This window comes from Sporosarcina limicola (genome assembly GCF_014873855.1).
GTDB lineage: Bacteria > Bacillota > Bacilli > Bacillales_A > Planococcaceae > Sporosarcina > Sporosarcina limicola.
In genome coordinates this window covers 23,229-43,070 of the sequence record NZ_JADBEL010000029.1, presented here as the reverse complement: position 1 = coordinate 43,070, position 19,842 = coordinate 23,229, and the positions used below count along the sequence as shown (strand labels likewise).

Here is a 19,842-nt window from a genome sequence, read left to right as displayed (position 1 = left end):
CCTCGCGGAGGACACCCTTGCCTTCTGCTAACAGTTCCTACTGCCAAGCCTGTAGTGGACTTTCACCACCTAGCGATTACCCATGCCGGGCACACGATTAGTGAAGAAGAGGAAACTTCCTCTTCTTTTTTTAATGCTCACTTTAACCGCTGCAAATCCTCCATTATTTCATTAATCTTCACTTTTTATACTACATGTTTACAACTGATAACAGAGGTTTTCATTTACGTTCTCTTGATTGTTACTTCGCCCTCTACGTTATTCTCATCATCCCAAGTAACTTGGATTTCAAAAGTTCCATCTTCGAAAAATAACGGAAACCTTCTTCGAATCGATTGTTGCATCGGTAAATGAAGACACTCATCAATAGTGAACCAAACTAGTTTTCCTTCAGGTGGATTATCTAACAATTCACCTTTGAAATTTTTAGTAAGATAGTTGAATATCATATACCTATCCTTGGTAACAGGGTTAACATACTCATAAAGGCCTTTATAAACAAGGTTTTCCACTTCGAGTCCCGTCTCTTCTTTTACCTCTCGGATCGCTCCTCCAACAATACTTTCCGGAAAATCCACTTTTCCTCCTGGGGGAATATAGCCTTTGAAATTGTCGTATTGTCTATCAAGTAGTAACACTTTATCGCCATCTTGAATCATACAAACCGTCCATATTTTATAATTAATTACATCGCACATAATTTATTTCCCCTCGCAATCAATCCATATACTTATAGATAAAAGCGAGGGCACATCATAGTGCGCCCCCGCTTTTATCTCCTCAAACCACTTTCAATTCAGGTTCTGGCACAAATTTAAGAACAATTATTCCGATGATGAACAGTACAACAAGGCTGAAAACACCATATGATGAACTCCCCGTTAACTGTGCCGTTACACCGACCAATAATGGACCCATAACCGATGCAAACTTTCCAAAAATATTATAAAAACCAAAGAACTCATTCGACTTTTCTTTCGGAACAAGTTTCGCAAAATATGAACGACTAAGTGCTTGAATCCCACCTTGAGACGTAGCTACAAGCATTGCCAAAATCCAGAAATCTGTCTCTGTTTTCATGAAAAATGCATAAATACAAACAATGATATAGACACCAATTCCAACGTATAACATCTTTTTCCCCGTGTACTTTTGTGATAATCGCCCGTAAAGAATCGCAAACGGGGCTGCCACTACTTGGGTGACGAATAATATGATTAGTAAAGAAGTAGCGCTAATACCTAAATCAGTTCCGTACGCAGTCGACATTGAAATAATTGTTCCAACCCCATCAATATAAAAGAAATAAGCAATTAAAAACAAAAATACATGACGATACTTGCGAATCTCTTTAAATGTAGTTGCAACTCGTCTAAAACTACCAGCAATTATATTCGAATCTCGTGGAATCGAATGGATCTGAATAACATTTTTAAGCATCGGAATTGTAAATATGACCCACCAAACCGCTGTAATGATAAATGCCAGTCTAGTTGCAAAAGCTGTTGAAAACGGGATTACCCCTTTATCCGCCAACAAAATTAGCGCTATACTTATGACAAACGGGATTGCACTTCCAACATACCCAAGTCCGAACCCTCGAGATGAAATCTTATCCATCCGTTCCCCTGGGGTCACATCTACAAGAAAAGCATCATAAAATATATTTGCCCCATGAAATCCAACCGCAGTAATCGAATAAATAATTAATAATAAAACCCAATTTCCGTCTGGTACAAATGCAAGCACAGCAGTCGATACAGAACCTAGCGCAAAAAAGAACAAGAAGAATTTCTTTTTTAACCCTTGATAATCCGCAATCGACCCTAATATAGGCCCAATCATCGCCAATATAAACGTCGCCGCTGCCACCGCATACCCTAAATATGCCGTTGAGTCCGCGTTATCAACACCTGCACTTGTCGCAACCGATTTATAAAAAATCGGAAATACCGCGGTCGTAATTATGATTGAGTATGCAGAATTTGCCCAGTCATAAAACATCCAACCATTTTCAGCTTTACTAAACTTCTTCAACCCATCGCCCCCTCTCACACTATCTCTATCTAGTGTATAACAAATTGAATTTGAGTAGAGCAATAATTAGAACTTTAGTTTTTGATTAAGAGATGAAAATTAGTAAATAGCCTTTACCCTTTTAGGAAAAACAACGCGCCAACCGATGACTACAACTGCTAGGAGCAGAACGATATAAATATAAATTCCATAATCCACAGCTCTTGCTGCCAAATGCGCCAGTACAGAGACACCCGTTAGCAAAAAGGGTAGTATCATTTTGGCCCCAACGCCATCCTGCGCAAATTCAAACGGCTTCGAAAAAGGAAAATTTTCATTATTGATGAACTTATACGTAACAACTGTTTGAATAATTCCAGCCAACAGAACCGCCACTAAATCAGGAAGTATTCTCCCCGTAAAAATCCATATGAACGCAATGCTAAGTAGTGCCAAAGAAGGGACATACAACTTCACCAAAAACGCCTTTAACGCAGCGCTATAAACGGCAGACACTTGTTGAATCGGAGCCGCCTTGAACAGCCAACTCCCCTTGTAATCCCCTGAGAATTGCAGCATGTGAACACTCGTCGGGATTATTAAATTACAAAAATAAATAAATAAAAACAACCTCCCCGTTGATATATCAGCTAACGTTCGATCACGTAGCTCATTGACAATGAAAATGAATGGGAAAACAAGACCAATTCCTAACGCTGGATACACTTTCAATTTGAACTCTCTTTCTTGCCTCATCATGAGCATAGCGAAACGGCAGAATAGTCTCTCTTCCTTATTTCGACACGTGACTTTTCCCCATAATTCATCTAACCCAGTCCACTTCTTTTTCCTCTTCCTTGTATCGCTCAATAACTTCTCTAAATTGCGTTCAAAAGAAGGCATCAATCGCGAATAACAATAGATTGAAATGAGTGGAACAATAACAGCAAGCAATACAAAAACAATCATGTAGCTGGAATAATCATGATGAAGAAAAACCTCAAATGATGCTCCATACCACAAGGGTGGTAGAACGACATGCCACCATTCAAATACGTACACCATATCCAAATTAATAAACTCAAAAGACCTAATAAATACTTGATACCCCACAACAACGCCCACAGATAAAAGTATTTGTACATAATTAATAATATCCTTCAATCGTTCCCCATCGAAAACCCGTAAAACAACCAGGTAGAGTAACGCCGTCAACACGACGATAAAAAGCATTGTGAACAACAGGCCGATTAGAAAAACCAATCCAAAAGCCAAGCCATGCCTAAAAACACTAGCAATAAACGGAATCGCAGCAAACGACGCTGTTACGAACGTCATATAAATCATCACATGAATCACTTTCGCCGCGCTAATTGTCCGTCCACTTACCGGTTTCGTATGTAAAATATTTTTATCCCTTACATCAAGCAACACGGAAGAAAAATCCGAAATCATTGACGTCATCAAGATGAACATGAGCATTCCAAAAACAATACTCATTTGAAATATATAATTTTCCCCAAGCAATATGAACGGAATCAAGACCAATCCATATAACGCATAGATCCATAACGATTTCAGAAATTGATTACCGTCTTTCTTCTTCGAGGCATTTTGAAAAATTGTCGGAACCCGTCTTTCATCCATCGTCAATTTAATTCGTAAAATCGTCTGCATTGCATCAAAATCGATTCCGAATCGCGTAAAAAGGCCTCTGAATCGAGCAAGGAACTTCAATGTACGAAAGTTACGCATCACCATCTTCCTCCCGAACAATCGAAACGAATTTCTCTGCGATGCTTCTATGTTCCGTAAATCCTGTCAACTGGTTGAAAATTTCTGCCAGTGTCCCCTCTTCACTTAGTGCCTGCAACTCCTCAAAACTTCCATCAGCAACCACTTTTCCTTTTACAATCAGTACGATTCGTGTGCTGATTTTCTCAACAAGATCCATGATATGTGATGAATAAAAAATCGTTTTACCCTGTGCCGCAAGTTGCGATAAAACTTCTCGGATAATCATCATACTATTCGCGTCCAACCCACTTAATGGTTCATCCAAAAACAACAAGTCTGGATCATGCAACAAGCTGGAAATGATCAATACTTTTTGCTTCATTCCCTTCGAAAAAGAGGATAATCTCGTATGAATGACATCACCCAAATCGAATTCCTTCATCAAACGGACTGCTTTTTCCTCCGCATGATTCCGGTCCATGCCGTAAAGTTCTCCAGTGAACGTCAAATACTCACTCGCCGTCAAATTATCATAGGCTTCCGCATTTTCAGGAACATATCCGATTCGCCGCTTATAGGTTGGATCGCCCGAAGCAATATTCTGACCAAAAACCTCAACTTCACCTTTATAACCATCAATCAACCCAAGCATAATCTTAACCGTCGTACTTTTCCCCGCCCCATTCGGCCCGATGTAACCGATGATTTGACCTTGGTATACCTCCAAATCGATACCCCTTAACACCTGTTTCGATCCATAATTCATCGTTAAATTCCGAAGAGATAACACCTTTTCACCCGTTGATTTCATTTCGACACCCCGTTACTGTAATATTATTACTATTCTAACACAATTGATGCATGAGCTTGTTAAATATGAAAAAACACTATCCATTATAAGATAGTGTTCTACTCTTTAGCTATCACCCGGTACTTAGTCGCCGGTCCATGTCCAATTTGTTCAATGCGATTTAAAGCGATTTGCGAATTGATAAAGACACGAATAAATGATTTACTTTTACCGATAAACTCTTCTAACTCCTTTCTTGTAAAGGATTCATGTTGCGCCATCCATAGATCCAAATCCATATCATTCGATTTTGTTGTTTCTTGATGCTTCAGCTCTATCTTAGGTAATGTAATGACAAATGCATTTGGACCAATCTCCCAAGAAGGAATGACCTTCGCGTTCACATAACTTTCCATTATCCGTTGCAATCCAGTCCCGTAGCTTTCAATCCATTTTAGCCGATAAAAATAGTTGGCTAATTTAGTATTTCGGCTTTGGGAAATGCCAAGCTCTATATCTTCAACCGACAACCCCTGTACCAATACCTACAGAAACAATCTCAATCCAGTTTTCAAAAATATGAATCAAAATACTTCCACTAAAACCATAATCCCGATGCACCGCAGCATTAATGAGTGCTTCGCGTAGTACATAGTTTGGATATTCCGTCCTTTCAACCCTTTGTAGCCCATTGAACGTCACTGAACTCGCATTATGAAGCTGCAAATAGTCATATACGTCGTTTACTTGCTTTAAAAGCGATCCTTGGAATTCCTTTCGATCCTGAAACTCCAATTTCGTGTTACCTTTATAACGTGCGCATTTAATTGTATGCTCACATTGTTCAGATAATAGTAGTCCCAAATTCGTATAAGGCATTACCAAAAAAATAACGAACCAATTTCAACTATATATGTTCAACTAAAGAATCTTACTAACAACGCTCGGCGCTTGGGGATGCCTCCCGCGATAAGCCTGATAGAAAACCATTATCAGTCTTATCGCTTCGGCTACCCCAGTAGACGCCTTCGCTGAAGATTACAGATAAATTATAAGTTCAACATATATAAATAAAAAATATCCCTTGAAATATGTTTTAATTGTTAATAACAACAAAAACAAAAAAACATAACAAAGGATACAGATACTATGATACCTACATATTTCGGTAAATGCAAAGCTATTTTTATAGAAACTATTCATAAATTGAAGGGTTCCGACAAACGAAAAGCACTTGCTAAAATAGCTAAATCCCTGGGAAAGGGGGGTCAATCAACAGTTGCCAAAGAATTTAATGTTAGTCGGAATACGATACGAAAAGGTAGATTTGAGTTAAAAGGTATCTCCATCGCGGATGCCTTTAATGCCCGTGGACGGAAAGGTGTGGAAGTGAAACTTCCGAATTTACTAGAAGATATAACAGATATTATTGACACTCAAAGTCAGACAGACCCTGATTTTGGAACGACTCGACTTTTTACCAGGGTGACCGTTAAAGAAGTGCGTAAGCAACTCATTGGTCAAAAAGGCTATACGGACGAAGAGTTACCCGTCACCCAAACACTGAACAATAAAATCAACAAACTGGGCTATCGTCTTCAAAAGGTACAAAAAGCGAAGCCGCTCAAAAAAATAGCAGAAACAGATGCAATCTTTGACCATCTAAAAAAAGTACATGATGAGAATAAAGACAAAGATAACGTAGTCAGAATCTCGATTGATACGAAAGATCGGGTGAAAATCGGCAATTTCTCAAGAGGTGGTAAAAGTAGAAATCTAGTAAAAGCGAATGATCATGACTTTGGAAACGACTACGTAACTCCCTTTGGAATACTAGATTTAACGAGTGACCACCTTGAACTTGTATTTACAGAAACGAAGGCAACAGCGGATTTTATGGTGGATTGCATTGAGGCCTACTGGTGTAAACATTACTTACACACGAAGGATACGCTCATTATCAATGCAGATAACGGACCCGAAAATAGCAGTCGCAGAACACAATTCATGAAACGAATCATCGAGTTTTCGGCCACGTATCACATTAAAGTCATTTTAGCGTATTTTCCTCCCTACCACAGTAAATATAATCCGGTGGAAAGAGCTTGGGGACGCTTAGAGCAACATTGGAATGGGGACATTCTGGATACGCTGGAGGCTGTCTTAGGTTTTGCGAAAAGTATGGTGTGGAAAGGAAAAAATCCGACTGTTAGTTTATCAGAAAACGTGTATGAAACGGGAGTAAAGGTAAAAAAAAGCATCATGAATTACTATGAACAGCTAATCGAGCGGGCAGCTGGAATAGAAAAATGGTTTGTGACAATAGATCCGAAAACTATAAGAAATGGTGGTTTATATGGAAATAATAGTATTGTAAGCTGATTTTTGGGTAAGGGGAAGCTATGTTTACTTTAGCGATAATGGGCAACATAACCTCCATTTGAGTATAATAATGGTCGATTAACTACAACTTAAAAACACTTTATGTTTCTATTCTGGAAGGCGTTCGAATTTGATCCGTTATTTATTTTGATATGCCTTATACCTTGAATATCATCACCGGATACATTTTTTACATTTCTGTCACGATTTTTATACATGATTGCATCTTTTGTACTTGAATGAGCTAAACCTAGTGCGTGTCCAAATTCATGCATGGCAGTAGCTTGAATATCGATGGGTTCATCGTCATATAAATAACTGTGGTTCAGTTTAAGCTCAGTATAATTGTAGTTTTGAGTAGGACCACTATCTTCAGTAGAAATTTGCCCTTCTCCCACTTTAAAAAACAGTGCTATACCATTCCAACCTGTATTTCCATAACTAGCAATTAAAAATCAGCAGCTGTACTAGCTCGTGAAGTTGTACGTGTGAAATTAACATCCACTTTATTTGTGTATGCCTTTCTGTTCCAATCAAGAACAGCACCACTAACGGGAGCTAAATATTCAGTAGTTCCAACTTTTGAATGACTTACATAATATTGCCCACCATCTATGGGTTTCGTTAATTTTGCTTTGTTTGTCCAAAAATTGTAAGCATCCACTGAATTTGAACTAACGAGAAAAATTAAACTGAAAATTAGTAAGATGGAAATAATCTTCTTCATAATAACCTCCTAAGTTTGATATATTTTGAACTATATAGTATATTTCCTCAATAGTAAATATTTTCTAATCCATTGGAAAATTAAAATGCTAAGGAGGTTATAATAATGAATAAAAGTCTATTTTTTTTAATGATTTTGTCGTGCTTGTTGATCAGTTTAACAGGGTGTGCAACCAAAGGTAATAATGCTGGAATTACATCTGAAATATCAAGTGAAAATCCTCAATATACAGAACAAATTGAAGCGGCGAGAAAATATATTATTAAAAACAATTGGGGAACCCAAAACAGCGTGAAAACTAATACTGCTGTGGTATCTAACCATACCGTAGATTCTTTGGATGAGGTTTTATCAAAAAAGTATGTTGGAAAAATAGTATATAAAGTAAGTTTTGAAGACGAACCCAATACCGTTACTGGACTCCCGGTCGTATTAATAGATAAAGATAGCAATAATGTAATTGGATATATACCTAGCGAGTAAACAGGAAGTAACTGAGTTCACGAATGTAAACGAGTCCCTGCAGAAAGAACAACATGCTATTCATTCATGGAAGTCTGAGGGCTTTGGGGAATGCATTTAGTTTTATCGATGATATGCCAGAAAAAATTAAGTTAGAATTAGTTGACTCGGTAAACGATGTTGATTTTAGTAATCAGAGTAATACAAGTCGTCGACGTATCTATACGGAGTTGTTAAAAAAATCAAGTTAATAAAATCCCTTAATCTATTATGAAAAACACCTTTAATTGTTAGCTATGATTTAACAATTAAAGGTGTTTTCTTTTGCCAAATAATTGAATCAACCTACTCCGTAAATTGAAGGAGGAAAAGGATCAGCTATATAAAATCAAACTGTAAAAACATCGATTCGATTGCTGAACGGTCTTGTATCCACTATACACACCAGGTTAACATAACGCCAGTTCACGGAAGTATTTAACTCTATTACTCAATAAGAAAGAGCTGCCTTTCATGGCAGCTCTTTCTTAAATTAAAGTACCCTTTTTGTTGCTTCTCTTTTGGCACGAATCAATGTGCTTTTTGAAATGCCCGTTATTTCCTCCACTTGCTTATAGGAATTACTCTTCAGTAGATGTAAAGCGTGTTCAATCTGTTTTTTACCGTACAGTTTCGGACGACCCTCTTTGAAATCGGGGTTCTGTTTTGCAATGGCTTTGCCTTCCTGTGTACGTTCCACTATCATATCCCGTTCAAACTCAGCAAAGGAACTCATGACGTTCAGCATCAATCGTCCTGTTGGCGTATCCTCCACTAAGCCCATATTCAGCACATGGACCTTAACGCCATTTTGCAGCAGGTCTTTGTATTAGTTCTGTACCAGATAACGCAGTACGGGCGAACCTATCCAGTTTAGTGACCATTAGCGTGTCACCTTCCTCCAATATAGAAAGTAATTCAACGAATTGGGGACGGTCTGCCTTGGTACCCGTGAACTTCTCAGAATAGATTTTGTCGCAGCCTTCTTTCTCTAACGCTTGAAGTTGTGCCTCAAGATCCTGGGATGCTGTACTTACTCTTGCGTATCCGTATTTCATATAAATTAGCCCCTTTTTTTCGGCCCACTTATGACACTAAGATGGGACACCACTTAATGCCTACGCTAGGGAATTCCAAAAAACGGAGAAGAAAGATGGGTATTTTATTGTAAAAGATAGTATTTTACCCAATGGAGAAGCGTACATTACTTATGAGTTTTGATACATTTTAATTTGAAAATAATAAAAACCGATACTCCTTAGTATAGGGAAATCGGCTTTTTTATGTTGGAATTTGCTTAGCGTATGTTTTGCGCTTTTTGTTGGTAGGACCCCGATATATTACTTATTATCCACGATTCAGGTGGAATCAATATCATTTTAACTCAAAAAATAAGTACATAGTAGACCTGTTTACAGATTTTAAAATATATTCCTTTTATTTTAAAAAAAGAAGGGGATTTAACCTGCTTTGTCTAATCTTACATATTAGGCCCAATCAATCAAAATAGGTCCAACTTTTGAGGAGATTGTATTTTTTGTTGGACGATAGGTAGAGGGAAAATATTTAACAGGAAGAGGTGCTCAAATTAAAAAGAAGTGGATAGTTTTTTTTTATTAACACGCGTGTTGATTAACCAAAATTATAAAGCATTCAACTGATTTACTCTCCATTGAAATTCTAGTGTGTCTTTCAGACTCATACGCCACTCAATTGGCAGGGCATCACAAAGAAACAGGCATGTAAAACCTGCAAATAACAAGGATTTTATGTGCTTTATCTTACTATCTTGCGCATGAATAAATTTCAGTAAGACATAGGCAATCATAGCCGAAAACAACTGGTTGTACACGGCATTTGATGATGTTCCGAACCGCACAGGAACGTTCAAGTTTTGCTTAATCCAACGAAAAAATGACTCGATAGCTCAGCGCGATTTATACATTTCGGCAATTTCTTCTGCCGTTACGTCCATTAAACTGGTCACAACGCGGATATCTTTTCCCCGATGGTCTGTAAATTGTACAACGCGATGCCGTTTCTTTGTCTGTTTTTGTGGTGTGCCAAGTGTGCATGTGAAGTCATCGGTTACGTTGGAATCATTGGTACGCGTGCCTTTTGGTGGTTTTTTGAGGTTCAAATGGATATTGTCTTTTAAACGAATGACAAAATGCTGCATGTCTTTTTCCGTCACGTAGCGATCGACCTTATTAATCGAAAAATACGCACGATCACAAACAAGGATAAAGCGTTTATCCTCAAGTTTTACACCAATAGGACCATCATGTTTGAGTCCAGTTGTTTCAACAATTTGAAGAGGCATAGCCGTGTCATTAGTGAAGTTGACATGCAGTTTTATACCTGAACGTTCGCCATGATAAACGGCCCAAGGTAAGCGTGTTTGCCCAACAGTAATCGTTGTTGAATCAATGGAAAGAAGCTTTTTCGGCATCATTAATGAGCGACATGTCGCACGGTTTAGCTTCCCAACGATGACCTCGAAAATACGCTTCATAATAGCGTAGTCTAGTGCTTTCATATGTTTTGACAGCGACGAATGGTCAACATTAACAAGTCCGATGCTCGGGCCAACATCAGCTGCGTGACGTAGACTTTTCCATTCATTTGTCGCAGCACTAATCAAATATGAAATGACTGTAGAAACCGTGCATTTTCGGGCTGTATCGGTATAGTTAAATTCCGTTAAAATAGCCTGAAGTTCTGTTTCTGAAAGAAAGTTTTGAATCAGTGTGTGGGACGTGGTATTCTTGTTCATGAGAGATTCCTCGTTTCGTCAATGTTGGTGTGGTAACTTACATTGTAAAAGAGGGACTCTCTTTTTTGTAATTATTTATTGGTAGAAACTAGATAATCAACACGCGTGGTTTAATATCTTATCATGCACTGTAGTAATGAAAGAAGAAGCACATGGTGTAAATACTGGTGAATTTAAATTTATTAGGAGGTAATTAGAATGAGATTGAGAAAATTAGTGTACCTGATAGGGAGTATGATGGTTTTGACCGCTTGTAATTCAAATGTTGGAAGTGGGGTTTCACCTAAATCGGCGGTATCTGTAGAGGTTCCAGATGGAATACAAGCAGAACTCATTGGGTTTGATTTTGAGGATGCAACAGTGGAAGCTGATATAATAGCTGAAGTAACCATCAAAGAAAAAATTGAAGAAGTGAATGACGAAACTGGACCTTATACAGTATTTAGCGTCGTTGTAAATCAAGTGCTAAATGGAACAATTTCCGAGCAAGAAGTCACTATTAAACAAGAAGGCGATAGTGAGTGGACATTTAACGACAATAAAATGTTTGAAAGCGGAGAAAAATACATCCTATTTTTAAAAGAAACAGTAGCAAGTAAGTCAGACTATTGGATAATAGGCGAAGAAACAGGAATGTTTAAAATTATAAACGATGACACAATTGTTAAATTAGCTGCCCCAATTGAAGAATTTAAAGACATAGAGATTGATGGGAATAATCAAAGTACTAGTATGATGGCGGAACTAGATAATGATAATGAAAAAAGTATCCAAGCAATCGATCTAAACAAATTTATATCGAAAATTAATACAAATAAGGGAGGAAATTGAGATGTTCCTGAAAAATTTTTTTAAAGTTTTAGTTGTATTATTAATTTTCCTTTCAGTTAATACAAGCGCAAGCGCACATATTGGTACTATTTGCAATGCAGGTTCAGAAAGTACCGGGTGGATTGTGGATTGTAAATTGTAGTAATCATGCAGGAACAACAAGCTATACCTATAATTTTGAAATTGGTTTAGGTAATGAATACAAAGGTTATACTTATAATGGACTTTTACGATGGAATGGCACTAATGAAGTATCAATAATTCAAAATCCTATTTCTCAAAATATTGTAAAGTCACATGGAGGACCAGATACTTCTACAGTAGCTAAAACTACAAGCTGGGCAAATTCTACAACAGGACACAAAACAAGGTGGGAAATTAGTTATAATCGTTATCTGATGGGAAATCGTACTACCGATCAAAATAATAGCACTGCAACACATGAACTTGGACATACTATTGGTTTATCAGATCTATATAATAGTACTAACAAAAATAAAGTAATGTATGGAGTCGGAGATAGAACTGTTCATACTCCTTCATCGTATGATATTGCAGGGGCTAGAGAGGCAGTAAAATAATAAACTAAGCGTTAATCCATTGGGTTAACGCTTTTTTCTTAGCTTATTGCTTAAAGGGTATGGTTAGCTAAATGATTATTTTACATTTAATGTGGTTCCCATTTCCCTATACTATATTTGTAACTAATAGTGTGTGCAATCCGTCAAATTATAGAAGGGGTGAAATGCGTGATGAAAAACGTTTTGTTAAGTTTGTCATTTATTGTGATATTTGGGTTGATCGGTTGTAGTAATTCAAACGAAAGTGAGCCGGAACAAAATGATGGTTCAAGTAGTAATGAAAAAATACAAGAAGTTAGTTTAACTCATAATGAGAAACCACCTACTTTAACACTTACAGTTGGCGAAGATGTAATTCATGCAAAACTAGGAGGATATAGTTGGAGTTATTTAGACACGAAAACAGAACAAATGGTTGGCGTCGAAGCAGAATCTTTACCCTCCACAGAAATTGTTGACGTTGAAAATGCTGTTAGCGTTAATCTAAAAGAGACTATAAAAATTAATTTCGAAAACGAACCAATTGAATATGAAATTAGAGCTTATGACAAAAATAATAATGTAATTGCGACTTATCATGATTTTAAGGATGTAAAAGAAAAAGGTAAAACGATTTATGACATAGTAGTTACTTGGGATAATGGAAAAGTTATTTATGTAGTGGCATTAGATGTACAATAATGTTTTGGATTTGAAATAAAGTAGCTATACTTATTAACTCAACTTTCGCATCGAATAAATTAGCTTTGTAAGTTGACTGGCTTGGCTTTAAGCCTAGCCCTGTATATACCTTGACAGTTCTAAAAAACCAAAAAGACACCTCAATCTTTTGGTATAGTGAGATTATCGAGAAATCACTACCACATAGAAGAGGTGCCTACTATATGATAGACCAAAACCGTATTGATAATCAACTACCTAAAGAACTTCACTCTGTTTTTTCAGAGTTAGAGATTATTAAACACTTACGTAAAGCCGGCATTACAAAAACCTTCGGTTTTACATGTTCATACTTATTCCAGTTGGTTTTTTGTTTGATTTTCCAACATAAAAACTGGTTCTCTCTTTTGGATTCAAAGAAAGCCGAGCCCTATCCTGCCAAGGATGCCGTGTATCGGTTCTTAAATCAATCAACATTCAATTGGCGAAGGTTTTTATTGACATTTAGTGCCTCAACGATTCAAAAAGTCTCGCATCTAACAGATGCAAAACACGTTAAAGTATTCATAATTGATGACTCATCCTTCGATCGGAATCGGAGTAAAAAAGTTGAGCTTCTGGCCAGCTGTTTTGATCACGCATCTTTGAAAATACGTTTCTATAAAGGGTTTCGTATGTTTACACTGCGTTGGTCTGACGGCCACTCGTTCATGCCGATTGATTTTTCTTTACTGAGTTCAAAGAAGTCCCAGATAAACGGTATTTCTTCGGATATCGATAAACGTACTTCTGGTTATAAGCGTCGGGTAAATGCGCTCCAAAGTGCACCTGAACAAATCCCAGACATGGTACGTCGTGCACTTTCCAATGGTATTAATGCTGAATACGTCTTGATGGATTCCAGGTTTACAATGCCTCCACTTGTCAAAGCCGTTGTTGAACAAGGCTTGGATGTAATCGGTATGGTAAAAGAGACGAAGCAGCGCTATTTGGTAAATGGAAGTCCTGTTTCGTTAAAGCAGTTATATCAATCGGCACAACCTGTTGAATCAAAAAAAGGTCTCCTTCGTTCAATCCATTGCGTGATGGCCAACGGAACCCCTGTAAAAATAGTGTTTATCCGAAACAGAAATAAGAAAAGTGAATGGCTGGCTATTCTGAGCACCGACTGTATTGTTTTTGCCCGCTATATAGTACTATCATGGCAAAATCGTTGTAATACGGACCAACGCACGTTAGGCGGACTCTTTTATGAATTTTGTGATGAAGTAAATGAACTTGATTGGGTAATTGCGCTACAGCAATTGATCGAGTTTCTTCAAGATGCGATAAAACAGACAAACGCAAAAATGAAAAAACAATTGAAAGTCAACTACAACAATGGATTGAAGGTCTGCCTGATTATATCAGGGCTTATTTGCCGATTGACATTAAAAAACGAGTTGCTTAAGGCAACTCGTTTTTTAATTGAAAGGGAATATTTTAACATGCCAATGTTTTCAATCATTAATAAATGACAAAAAAGGTTAACTCAAAAGAAGAGAAAATTTAAGCCAAATGCCTTAGCATAATAAACATCGGTATGGAGAAAATAAGGTAAAAATAAGCGAGGTGATATGACTTATGAAAAAAGCCTGTTAATATTAATTACCTTCTTAGCTCTTTTCTCTCCAGTCCAATCCGAAACCGTAACTGAAAATGAAAATGATATACAGTTGCGTGATGACTTGATTTTCGTTATGCTTTATCCCTCAATTCAACAGGAATTGGAGAAGCAATATGGCGAAATCACACAAAATGAGTGTGGTAAAATTATTAAAATTGAAAAGCTGCCCATAGGCACTTACTTATTTAATGTTACCGTGCAGGTAAGAACATTTGAAGATGCTCACGGTCCTCCTAATGATTTAGTGACAATCACTTTTAGTAATGAAAAAACCACAGAGTGGCATGCTATTGATTTCAAACGAAAAAGATTAAAGTCAATTGAAATAAGGTATTTTATTACGAAGAAAAGATGGGTTCAGTTTAGTCTGTATCCTATTTTTTCTGCTGTTTTATCTATTATTTCAGTTACTATCTTGTCTTTTTAAGGGGGAACCGTCTTGGAAATATGCTTAGCGTTGTAAATCCGCATTTCCCTGACGGTACCCCTTTATAATCGATTATAATCGATTGCATTTCGTACTAATCATCTTACCCTTGTTTCGAAAAAAATACATTGACCCAATATAAAATGTATTTTGTTTTGTAATTTTAGACTCTAGCCGACACCCGATGACTGCAACTGCCAGGAGCAGAGCGATATAAAAAATGGCCCGTTCAACATTGAATAGAGTCTGCTCTTTTTTAATTATGTGCTTACCTATTTGATCAGGACGGGACACTTTGAAAAAAATAGATTATCAATCCAAAACCCTCAATATATATATATATCGCTATTATAATCCATTTATATATATGGATTATTAATTTTGACGGAGACTCTTAAGCATAGGATGTAACGAAGAGACCGTTATTATTGAAAGATTTAATAGAGTCGAATGAGATGCTTTTGAAAATTGACTTTCAAAGAGCCATGAACATACAATTACAACAAAAAACAAGTTGATTTCCATTTTACACAAGAAAATCAGCTTGTTTTTTGTTTAAAAGTATTTCGTGCTACGCACTGGGGTAGCCTCCCGCCGAAGCGGTTAGAAGGAATTCTTAGTGCTTATTACATTCCCTGGTGAATGTTTAGTGTAGTCTTTGTTAATCAGTACATGGTGGCAGTAACTGGACACATTGTATAGTCAGTATCTAACCCAGCTCAAACCAGTCGTGCCTTCACCTGCATGTACGCCAACGCAAGCACTGAGGGGGAGTACTAGAACTTTTAGCTTTGGGAATTCCTGCAATAGTTCGTCTTTCCAGATTTCAGAATCTTTTGGATTATTGCAGTTGATAACGGCAATTTCTGGAACGGTGCCTTTTTTCATGTCGCTACGAAGTAAAGCTGTCACATGTTTTTTTGCACGTTTATTAGCACGAACTTTTTCTTTCATCACGGGTTTTCCATCATCGAATGTGATCACGACTTTGATGTTTAGCAAATTACTTAAAAATGCTTGTGTTCCAGAGACACGACCGCTTTTATGGAGCTGATTCAAATTAGCGGGAATGAAGGATAGCTCGGAATTTTCCGTTATTTTTTTGATGGCTGCAACAACTTCTTCAACGTTATGCCCCTGTTCAAGTAGTTCATTGCCAATTTCAATCATTTTAATCATCGGATAGGAGCCGATTTTAGAATCAATAGGATAGACCTTGAAATCTACCATTTGTGCGGCTGTCTGCGAGCTATCAAACGTGCCAGATAAACCACTAGAAACGTGTACAGCAATTGCACAATCATAGCCTTGCTCCTGTAGTTTTTCATAAAGGGCAACCATTTCACCAATAGCAGGTTGGGAGGTTTTGGGGTGGACTTTTGCAACGCGTAATTTGTCATAAAACTCATCATGTGTCATATCGACTGTTTCTTTAAAGACACCATCAGCAAATACGACACTCAACGGCAAAATATGTACATTGTATTTTTGTATAAAAGCCTCGTCTAGCTGTGCAGCCGTATCAGTAATCCATGCGGTTTTCGTAGTCATTAACACAATTCTCCCTTGATGATGCAAATTTTAACGTTAAAACAAGCTATCTATTATCGCTAATGTACACTAAGGGTGAAAGGAGCACTAGTATTAGTTGTCGAATAAGGGCGAAATTTTAATTTTTGTGACATAATTTGAACATAATTAAAGGTGTACACTTGTATCAAAGTCGTTATTCTGCTAAAAAAAGTGGCGAGTGCAAGTAGTCCTGTTGAAAAAGTTAACAAGAACCTTATGTATTAATGTAATAGTATTACTACTCTAACACAGTAGATGCATGAGCTTGTTAAATATGAAAAAACACTATCCATTATAAGATAGTGTTCTAATAATCAGCACTTTTAGACAATTGGGAAAACCGACTTGTGACAACTGTAGGTTTATGATAAAATTTAATTATTCACAAAAAGTAATCGAAAAATTTTATATCTTTATGTTCATCATAGTTCATTTATATGGTCTATGGTGAAATCCCTTGGATAGCGAAATATAAATGAAAGGAAGTGAATGAATAAGTTGATAAAGATCTAACAATCTTTAAGTCCACTTATTCTTACATATGATCCAATATAAAAAATGTACCGAAGTAGAAATAGATTTGGTGTATGAAGCGTTCCAAGTTGGCTATGCAGATTATATGATCAAATTCGATATTTCAAAAGAGGATTTTATAAAGCGGTTTCTTGGTCTAGAAGGTAATCGCCTAGAACATTCTTTTATAGCGATGAATGACCATGAACCCATCGGAATCATTCTAGGTGGTGTTAAAAAGTACGAAGGAATAAAAACAATGCGCTGCGGAACGTTAGCAATACATCCTGAATTTAGAGGAATGGGTATTAGTCACAAGCTCTTTGAACTCCATAAGGAAGAAGCATTACTTACTAGATGCCAACAACTATTTCTTGAAGTTATTGTAGGAAACGATAGAGCCATTCAATTTTATAAAAAGTTAGGCTATGAAAAAGTATATGATTTATCCTACTATGATTTGAAGGACGCATCACAATTAAAAATGAAAAGCGTTGAAGATATAAAAATCAAACAAATCCAGTTTAATGAATTTCAGCAAGAAACGAAAAAGTGGCTGTATTTCCATATGAATTGGCAAAATGATAGCGATTATATGGAAAAATCAGTGAATAATACGTATTATAGTGCGTATTTCAACACTGAATTTGCAGGTTGTCTTTGTGTTAATGCAAGTGGAAAAATAAGTTTTTTATTTGTAGACAAAGAATTTAGAGAAAAAGGTATTGCTTCTTTACTGATTCAGACAGCATGTGAAAAACTACAGCTTTTAGATCTTTCCATTGGATTTCCTAATAACAGTTTGTTAGAAGGGTTTTTAAAGAAACTTCATTTCGAAAAAAATGCATTGACCCAATATGAAATGTATCTTGTTTTATAATTTTAGATAACGCGACGATTGACACTTTAAATGACCGTATAGAAAAAGACGGGAGATTCGATTCTCCCATCTTTTTCTATCGTTATTATGTCTTAGCTAACACCCACCCAAACAGCAACAACGAGAGCAATTGCAGCAACTAAAAGCCAGATTACAATCAGTTTCCAAATGAACTTCACCCAACGTTCATACGGGATTTGAGCAACTGCCAGATACCCCATCAATGCAGCAGACGTAGGAATGATTGAGTTACTAATGGAGTCTCCATATTGGAAAGCCAGTACAGCTACTTGTCGTTCGATGCCAAGCAAATCTGCTAGTGGCACCATGATTGGCATGGTTGTAGCAGCCTGTCCACTACCAGACGGAATGAAGAAATTAAAGATAACTTGAATAACAAACATACCCAAAACGTTTAAAGTCGCAGGCAAGTTTGAAATTGCACTTGCCAAATAATAAATTAATGAATCGATGATGACTCCTGATTCAAGTACGACTAAAATCGCACGCGCAAAACCTACAATGAGCGCACCGAAGGCAACCATTTTCATTCCCTCAACGAAAGAGTCGAATGTTTTATTTATACCAAGTCCACCAATAAGACCAGCTACAAACCCGACGATAATAAACGATGCAGCAAGCTCATTCAAAAACCAATCCCATTTGAATACACCATACATATTTATTCCGACCCCAAAAAATAATGTTAGCAACGCCAACGCATGGCGCTTTGTAAATGGAGCAAACTCACTTCCAACGTTGGGATCCCGCTTCGCAATTATTTCCAAATCATAAATAATTGAATTACGCTTATCCGCTTTTACTTTCTTTGCATAGTGCGTTACATAAAGAATCGCAATCGACAAGACAAATACATAGACGACTGAGCGGAACAAGAACCCCGAGAAAAGTGGTATTTCTGCAATCCCTTGGGCCACTCCAACCGTGAATGGATTCATCATTCCACCGATAAATCCGCTTGCGGCACCTGTAGAAACCATTGCTGTTCCCACAATGGCGTCATAGCCTAGCGCCCGTGCCACCGCAATCCCTATCGGAACAAAAATAATCGTTTCTTCGGACATACCAGTTGTAAAACCTAAAATTGAAAACATGATCATTATTATTGGGATTAATAACTTTTCATGATTTTCCATTTTCGTGACCAGTCTATTTACACCTGACTCAATTGCTCCAGTCGCTCGAATAATTCCAAAAGCTCCACCCACAAGAAAAATATAAAAAATAATTTGCGCACCTTTTTGCATCCCTAATGGAATCGCAGTGAAGAGCCCAAATGGGGTTACCGGCGAGTTTTCAATATGTGTATAGCTGTTAGCAATAACCACCTGCTTATCGTTGACCAATTCCCTCTCATACTCTCCTGCAGGTACAAGATATGTTGCTACCATCGCTAAAATAACAATAAAGAAAATAATTGCATATGTATGCGGAATTGTAAATTTCTTTTTTTCCTGATCCTTCATTACTTACCCCTTTTCTGACTAAAAGTAATTCAGTCTATAAGTTATTATTCATTATACCTTATAAACTTGCATTAATCCTATTTAATTATTCTATCGAAAATAGAATTCTTCCCTCTAAAATTTTTCGAAATAATAGATAATCAAAAATTCTTAGGTCCCCAAATTATATACTCACGCACCCCTACAAAATGATAGAATTAGTATAATGTACTTCGCCTTCTAAGATCACAACACAAAATACGGAACAGCAATTTATTAAATTAAAAGGTAGGCGGTTTTTATCCAACAAGTAACCT

Annotated in this window: 17 protein-coding genes and 3 pseudogenes; 8 read left to right on the top strand and 12 right to left on the bottom strand. The window is 36.9% G+C overall.

Annotated features, from left to right (window positions below; genetic code table 11):
• Positions 1–224 precede the first annotated feature (224 nt).
• The 6 genes from H4683_RS17925 to H4683_RS17900 all read right to left on the bottom strand — a co-directional run bounded on the left by H4683_RS17925 (position 225) and on the right by H4683_RS17900 (position 5,338).
• Entirely contained in the window at positions 225–698 is a 474-nt protein-coding gene (locus tag H4683_RS17925) for an 8-oxo-dGTP diphosphatase (RefSeq protein ID WP_192600202.1), read from the bottom strand.
• Between the two features lie 82 nt (positions 699–780).
• On the bottom strand, positions 781–2,004 hold the full coding sequence (locus H4683_RS17920; protein ID WP_225942201.1) for an MFS transporter: 1,224 nt from the start codon (positions 2,002–2,004) through the stop codon (positions 781–783).
• A 132-nt stretch (positions 2,005–2,136) separates the two neighbouring features.
• Positions 2,137–3,771, bottom strand: coding sequence for an ABC-2 transporter permease (locus tag H4683_RS17915; RefSeq protein WP_192600200.1), 1,635 nt, complete (start codon positions 3,769–3,771; stop codon positions 2,137–2,139).
• Positions 3,764–4,564: an ABC transporter ATP-binding protein gene (locus H4683_RS17910; RefSeq protein WP_192600199.1), complete on the bottom strand. Its 801-nt coding sequence runs from the start codon at positions 4,562–4,564 to the stop codon at positions 3,764–3,766. The genes H4683_RS17915 and H4683_RS17910 overlap by 8 nt, the downstream gene beginning before the upstream one ends.
• 98 nt (positions 4,565–4,662) lie before the next feature.
• Entirely contained in the window at positions 4,663–5,073 is a 411-nt protein-coding gene (locus H4683_RS17905; protein ID WP_192600198.1) for an ATP-binding protein, read from the bottom strand.
• Entirely contained in the window at positions 5,063–5,338 is a 276-nt protein-coding gene (locus H4683_RS17900) for a hypothetical protein (RefSeq protein WP_192600197.1), read from the bottom strand. Before H4683_RS17900 ends, H4683_RS17905 begins: the two co-directional genes overlap by 11 nt.
• 354 nt (positions 5,339–5,692) lie before the next feature.
• On the opposite strand from H4683_RS17900, the gene H4683_RS17895 reads away from it, so the two are divergent.
• On the top strand, positions 5,693–6,925 hold the full coding sequence (locus H4683_RS17895; protein ID WP_192600196.1) for an ISAzo13 family transposase: 1,233 nt from the start codon (positions 5,693–5,695) through the stop codon (positions 6,923–6,925).
• Positions 6,926–7,014: 89 nt separating this feature from the next.
• On the opposite strand, the gene H4683_RS22490 is transcribed toward H4683_RS17895, so the two are convergent.
• Both H4683_RS22490 and H4683_RS17885 read right to left on the bottom strand, forming a co-directional pair.
• Positions 7,015–7,323 carry a matrixin family metalloprotease gene (locus H4683_RS22490; protein WP_192600195.1) on the bottom strand — a complete coding sequence of 103 codons (309 nt, stop codon included), beginning with the start codon at positions 7,321–7,323 and terminating at the stop codon, positions 7,015–7,017.
• Positions 7,324–7,373: 50 nt separating this feature from the next.
• A complete protein-coding gene (locus H4683_RS17885) occupies positions 7,374–7,652 on the bottom strand; it encodes a hypothetical protein (RefSeq protein ID WP_192600194.1) in 279 nt (92 codons plus the stop codon).
• A 105-nt stretch (positions 7,653–7,757) separates the two neighbouring features.
• Here H4683_RS17885 and H4683_RS17880 point away from each other — a divergent pair, with 105 nt between their 5' ends.
• On the top strand, positions 7,758–8,135 hold the full coding sequence (locus tag H4683_RS17880) for a hypothetical protein (protein ID WP_192600193.1): 378 nt from the start codon (positions 7,758–7,760) through the stop codon (positions 8,133–8,135).
• 511 nt (positions 8,136–8,646) lie between these two features.
• Here the strand turns inward: H4683_RS17880 and H4683_RS17875 are convergent.
• Positions 8,647–9,211 (bottom strand): annotated as a pseudogene (locus H4683_RS17875) (recombinase family protein).
• A 584-nt stretch (positions 9,212–9,795) separates the two neighbouring features.
• Positions 9,796–10,929, bottom strand: a pseudogene (locus H4683_RS17870) (IS4 family transposase).
• A 198-nt stretch (positions 10,930–11,127) separates the two neighbouring features.
• Between H4683_RS17870 and H4683_RS17865 the strand changes: the two are divergent.
• The 5 genes and pseudogenes from H4683_RS17865 to H4683_RS17845 all read left to right on the top strand — a co-directional run bounded on the left by H4683_RS17865 (position 11,128) and on the right by H4683_RS17845 (position 15,094).
• Positions 11,128–11,760: a hypothetical protein gene (locus H4683_RS17865; protein ID WP_192600192.1), complete on the top strand. Its 633-nt coding sequence runs from the start codon at positions 11,128–11,130 to the stop codon at positions 11,758–11,760.
• Positions 11,761–11,882: 122 nt separating this feature from the next.
• On the top strand, positions 11,883–12,341 hold the full coding sequence (locus H4683_RS17860; protein WP_192600191.1) for a M43 family zinc metalloprotease: 459 nt from the start codon (positions 11,883–11,885) through the stop codon (positions 12,339–12,341).
• A gap of 171 nt (positions 12,342–12,512) precedes the next feature.
• Positions 12,513–13,022 carry a hypothetical protein gene (locus H4683_RS17855; protein WP_225942197.1) on the top strand — a complete coding sequence of 170 codons (510 nt, stop codon included), beginning with the start codon at positions 12,513–12,515 and terminating at the stop codon, positions 13,020–13,022.
• Positions 13,023–13,225: 203 nt separating this feature from the next.
• A pseudogene (locus tag H4683_RS17850) lies at positions 13,226–14,451 on the top strand (IS4 family transposase).
• 166 nt (positions 14,452–14,617) lie between these two features.
• Entirely contained in the window at positions 14,618–15,094 is a 477-nt protein-coding gene (locus tag H4683_RS17845) for a DUF3888 domain-containing protein (protein WP_192600189.1), read from the top strand.
• A 702-nt stretch (positions 15,095–15,796) separates the two neighbouring features.
• On the opposite strand, the gene H4683_RS17840 is transcribed toward H4683_RS17845, so the two are convergent.
• A complete protein-coding gene (locus H4683_RS17840; protein ID WP_192600188.1) occupies positions 15,797–16,645 on the bottom strand; it encodes a DegV family protein in 849 nt (282 codons plus the stop codon).
• A gap of 562 nt (positions 16,646–17,207) precedes the next feature.
• On the opposite strand from H4683_RS17840, the gene H4683_RS17835 reads away from it, so the two are divergent.
• Entirely contained in the window at positions 17,208–18,059 is an 852-nt protein-coding gene (locus H4683_RS17835; RefSeq protein WP_192600187.1) for a GNAT family N-acetyltransferase, read from the top strand.
• 92 nt (positions 18,060–18,151) lie between these two features.
• Here the strand turns inward: H4683_RS17835 and H4683_RS17830 are convergent, their stop codons facing one another.
• A complete protein-coding gene (locus H4683_RS17830; RefSeq protein ID WP_192600186.1) occupies positions 18,152–19,546 on the bottom strand; it encodes a YfcC family protein in 1,395 nt (464 codons plus the stop codon).
• Positions 19,547–19,842: the final 296 nt, after the last annotated feature.

What these genes read in the sequence shown, in the direction of transcription:
- H4683_RS17925 (WP_192600202.1), bottom strand. Translation starts at nt 698, where the DNA reads ATGTGCGATGTAATTAATTATAAAATATGGACGGTTTGTATGATTCAA.
- H4683_RS17920 (WP_225942201.1), bottom strand. Translation starts at nt 2,004, where the DNA reads ATGTTTTATGACTGGGCAAATTCTGCATACTCAATCATAATTACGACC.
- H4683_RS17915 (WP_192600200.1), bottom strand. Translation starts at nt 3,771, where the DNA reads ATGCGTAACTTTCGTACATTGAAGTTCCTTGCTCGATTCAGAGGCCTT.
- H4683_RS17910 (WP_192600199.1), bottom strand. Translation starts at nt 4,564, where the DNA reads ATGAAATCAACGGGTGAAAAGGTGTTATCTCTTCGGAATTTAACGATG.
- H4683_RS17895 (WP_192600196.1), top strand. Translation starts at nt 5,693, where the DNA reads ATGATACCTACATATTTCGGTAAATGCAAAGCTATTTTTATAGAAACT.
- H4683_RS17885 (WP_192600194.1), bottom strand. Translation starts at nt 7,652, where the DNA reads ATGAAGAAGATTATTTCCATCTTACTAATTTTCAGTTTAATTTTTCTC.
- H4683_RS17880 (WP_192600193.1), top strand. Translation starts at nt 7,758, where the DNA reads ATGAATAAAAGTCTATTTTTTTTAATGATTTTGTCGTGCTTGTTGATC.
- H4683_RS17865 (WP_192600192.1), top strand. Translation starts at nt 11,128, where the DNA reads ATGAGATTGAGAAAATTAGTGTACCTGATAGGGAGTATGATGGTTTTG.
- H4683_RS17855 (WP_225942197.1), top strand. Translation starts at nt 12,513, where the DNA reads ATGAAAAACGTTTTGTTAAGTTTGTCATTTATTGTGATATTTGGGTTG.
- H4683_RS17845 (WP_192600189.1), top strand. Translation starts at nt 14,618, where the DNA reads ATGACTTATGAAAAAAGCCTGTTAATATTAATTACCTTCTTAGCTCTT.
- H4683_RS17840 (WP_192600188.1), bottom strand. Translation starts at nt 16,645, where the DNA reads ATGACTACGAAAACCGCATGGATTACTGATACGGCTGCACAGCTAGAC.
- H4683_RS17835 (WP_192600187.1), top strand. Translation starts at nt 17,208, where the DNA reads ATGATCCAATATAAAAAATGTACCGAAGTAGAAATAGATTTGGTGTAT.
- H4683_RS17830 (WP_192600186.1), bottom strand. Translation starts at nt 19,546, where the DNA reads ATGAAGGATCAGGAAAAAAAGAAATTTACAATTCCGCATACATATGCA.